The organism is Dactylosporangium salmoneum (genome assembly GCF_039532525.1).
GTDB classification, from domain to species: Bacteria; Actinomycetota; Actinomycetes; order Mycobacteriales; family Micromonosporaceae; genus Dactylosporangium; species Dactylosporangium salmoneum.
Genome location: NZ_BAAARV010000035.1, coordinates 1521 through 4839, shown reverse-complemented (window position 1 = coordinate 4839; position 3319 = coordinate 1521). Strand labels below are relative to the sequence as shown.

2 protein-coding genes and 1 pseudogene are annotated in these 3319 nt (G+C 77.4%); 2 read left to right on the top strand and 1 reads right to left on the bottom strand.

Annotation, left to right across the window (positions count from 1 at the left end):
• The coding region (locus ABD352_RS24310) for a TerD family protein (RefSeq protein WP_344614775.1) at window positions 1-1307 on the top strand (1307 nt) is incomplete at its 5' end.
• Here the strand turns inward: ABD352_RS24310 and ABD352_RS24305 are convergent.
• On the bottom strand, window positions 1296-2495 hold the full coding sequence (locus ABD352_RS24305; RefSeq protein WP_344614774.1) for a cysteine desulfurase-like protein: 1200 nt from the start codon (window positions 2493-2495) through the stop codon (window positions 1296-1298). The two genes, ABD352_RS24310 and ABD352_RS24305, sit on opposite strands and share 12 nt — an antisense overlap.
• 47 nt (window positions 2496-2542) lie before the next feature.
• On the opposite strand from ABD352_RS24305, the pseudogene ABD352_RS24300 reads away from it, so the two are divergent.
• Window positions 2543-3319, top strand: a pseudogene (locus ABD352_RS24300) (hypothetical protein); the annotation flags it as partial.

Here is a 3319-nt window from a genome sequence, read left to right as displayed (position 1 = left end):
CCGCGCAGCTGAGCGGCCGCCACGCCACCAGCGCCACCGCCGCGCTGGCCGAGCTGACCGAGCTGGCCGCGGCCCGCGGCGGCTCCGCCACCGTGAGCCTGCGCCGGAGGCTCGCGTCGTTGCGCACCGCGCCGAAACGCCCCGGCGGCCCGCCGCCCGGCACCCCGCGGCGCACCTTCTTCCCCAAGGGCAACGCGGTGCGCACGTGGACCGAGCCCGAGCGCCGCGACCCGTTGCCCCGCACCGCGACCGAACCGATCCGGGCCACAGTGGACGGTGAGCTGGCCGCCCGCGCCGCGCGCCTGGACCGCTTCGACGTCGCCGTGCTCGACGCCGCGCTGGCCCGCGTCCCCGCGCCGGCGCGCGAGCGGGCCGGCTCCGAGCAGCTGGCCGGCTGGCCCCGCGGCAGCATCCGCCCGCTCGCCGGCGCCCCCGTCATCCGCCTGTTCCTGCACTGGGTCGACCGGCACAGCGACCGCGTCGACCTCGACCTGTCCTGCGCGTTCTACAACCAGCAGTGGGCCCAGATCGGCCACTGCGACTACACCGCGCTGTTCTTCGGCGACCGCGCGGCCGTGCACTCCGGCGACCTGACGTCGGCCCCGCCGCCGCTCGGCGCGACCGAGTACCTCGACCTGCACCGCGAGCGCCTCCTGGACGAGGGCGTGGCGTGGGCCGTGCCGGTGGTGCTGAGCTACAACGACGTACCGTTCGAGGCCCTCGACGCCGCGCTCGCCGGCTTCTCCCTGCCGCAGGACGAGGGCGCCACCTTCGACGCGGCGCGGGTGCTGCAGCGCTTCTCCCTGCGCGGCGACACCCGTTCCCTGGCCCCGCTCATCCTCGACGTGCGCACCGGCGACGTGATGTGGATCGACGCCGCCCAGACCACCAGCGGCTACGCCCACAACGTGGCGACGAACGGCCCGCGCCTCGGCCGCATCGCGGCGGACCTCTGGGAGCACTTCACCGCCGGCATCCGCCCGACCCTGCTGGACCTCGCCGCCTGGCACGCCGCCGCCCGGGCCGACCGGGTGCTGGTCGCCCACCCCGACGGCACGGCGACCGCGATCCCGGCCGCCGCGCCGGCCGACGTGGTCGCGGCCGTGCGGTCCGTCGCGAGCGGCGAGGGCGGCGGCGGTACCGCGCAGATCCCCGTCCCCGGGCGCACGTTCGCGGCCACGACCGACCCGGCCCGCCTGCCCGCGGGCGCGGCCGACGGCTCGCTCGCCCTGCTGGTCGACGGCACCGCCCCGGCGCCCTGGACCCAGGTCGCGGCCCCCGAGCTGATGGCCGGGCTAACCCCGTAGGAACTCGCGCAGCCCGTCGACGACCCGGGCGACGTCGTCGTCGTTGGTGTACGGCGCCAGCCCGAGCCGCAGGCCGTGCTCGTCGTCGAGCGCGAGCCGCCGGAACGGCTCGAACGCGTAGAAGGACCCGGCGGGCGCCAGCACGTCGCGCCGGGCCAGGAACTGGAACGCGTCCCAGGTCCGCCGGCCGGGCAGGGTGAGCAGCAGCGTCGGTGTCCGCTCGGCCGCCCGCGAATGGTTCGTGGCCATCCCGGCCAGCCCGGCGTCGAGCTCGCCCAGCAGCCGCCGCTCGTGCTCCTCGACCGCCTCGAGGGAGTTCCTGAGCCGGTCCCGGCGCGTCTGCCCGGCGCCCGGCGCGATCCCGGCCAGGAAGTCGACGGCGGCGGTCGCCCCGGCCAGGATCTCGTACGGCAGCGTCCCGTGCTCGAAGCGCTCCGGCACCGCGTCGGTCGCCGGCGCCAGCTTGTCCGGCCACAGCGTCTCGAGCAGCCCGGGCGCCGCCGCGAGCACCCCGCAGTGCGGCCCCAGCAGCTTGTACGGCGAGCAGACCAGCAGGTCCGCCCCGAGCCCGGCGACGTCAACGAAGGAGTGCGCCGCGTAGTGCACGGCGTCGACGTAGAGCAGGGCGCCCGCGGCGTGCGCGAGGTCGGCGATCGCCCGCACCGGCGGCTCGGTGCCGATGAGGTTGGACGCCGCGGTGACCGCGACGACCCGCGTCCGGCCGGTGATCGCCGCCCGCGCGCTGTCCAGGTCGACCTCGCCGGTGCCGGGCTCGAAGTCGATCCAGCGCACCGTGGCGCCCGCCGCCTGCGCCGCCTGCACCCAGGGCCGCACGTTGCAGTCGTGGTCGAGGCGGCTCACCACCACCTCGTCCCCGGCTCGCCAGGTCTTCGCGATCGCCCGGGAGAGGTCGTACGTCAGCTGCGTCGCGCTGCGCCCGTGCACGACGCCGGTCGGCGGCACGCCGAGCAGGTCCCCGTACGCCTCGCGGAACTCGACGACGGCCCGGTCGGCGTTGCGCTGCGACGCCGAGGTCAGCCCCCGGTTGGACAGCGGCCCGGTGAGCGTGGCGGCGACCGCCTCCCCGACCTCGCGGGGCGTCTGCGTCCCGCCGGGGCCGTCAAAGTACGCGACCCCGTCCCGCAGGGCAGGGAAGTGCGCGCGCAGCGCCTCGACGTCGTACGCCATCCGCTCAACCTACGAAATTGTCGTACCCCCCGGCTAGCCTCAGCGCCATGAACGTCATCGACCCCGAGCTCATCCGGCGCGGACGCGTAGCGGCCGTCGCCGAGGCGGTCGATGCGCTGGACGACCCCGAGCGGGCGGCACTGGCCCGGGAGCTGCTCGCCTACGTCCGGCGGCGCTCGGACAACCACTGGCGCGGCGACGAGCTGACCGCCCTGGCGGTGGCCGCGATCGGGTCCGCGCCGAGCGCGGCGGCGGCCGCCCGCATCCTGGACCGGCCGTCGATGGGCCCCGACCGGCGCACCGCGGAGGCCGTCGCCGGCGCGGCCCGGGCCCGCGGCGACGGCTGGCTGCCGGAGCTCGCCGCCCGCCTCGCCGACCGGCGCGGCACCGACTTCGACCAGCGCCAGTGGGAGTTCGTCGCGGCGCTGGTCACCGCGGCCGGGTCGGCGCCGCCGGCGACCGACTGGTTCGTGCTGCGGTGGATGGACGACCTCGGCTTCCCGGGCGAGGAACGGCTGCGCTCGCGGCCCATCGCCGAGCGGCTGCGCCGCGACCCGTTCCTCGACACCCTGGCGCCGCTCGTCTTCACCGTCGACGGGGCCGGCGAGAAGCTGACCGTCTGGGACACCCGCCGCCCCGGCGGCCGCCAGGCCCTGATCCTCGCCCTGGCCGAGCTCGCCGCCGAGGGCCGCCTCGACCGGGCCGCCCTGCTGCGCGGCTGCGTCGGGCGGCTGCTGCACGACGCCCGCCCGGCCGCGCTGCGCGGCATCCTCGGCCTGCTGGCCGAGCTCGCGCCGGGCCCGGACGAGGCGGCCGCGCACGCC

What these genes read in the sequence shown, in the direction of transcription:
- ABD352_RS24305 (WP_344614774.1), bottom strand. Translation starts at nt 2,495, where the DNA reads ATGGCGTACGACGTCGAGGCGCTGCGCGCGCACTTCCCTGCCCTGCGG.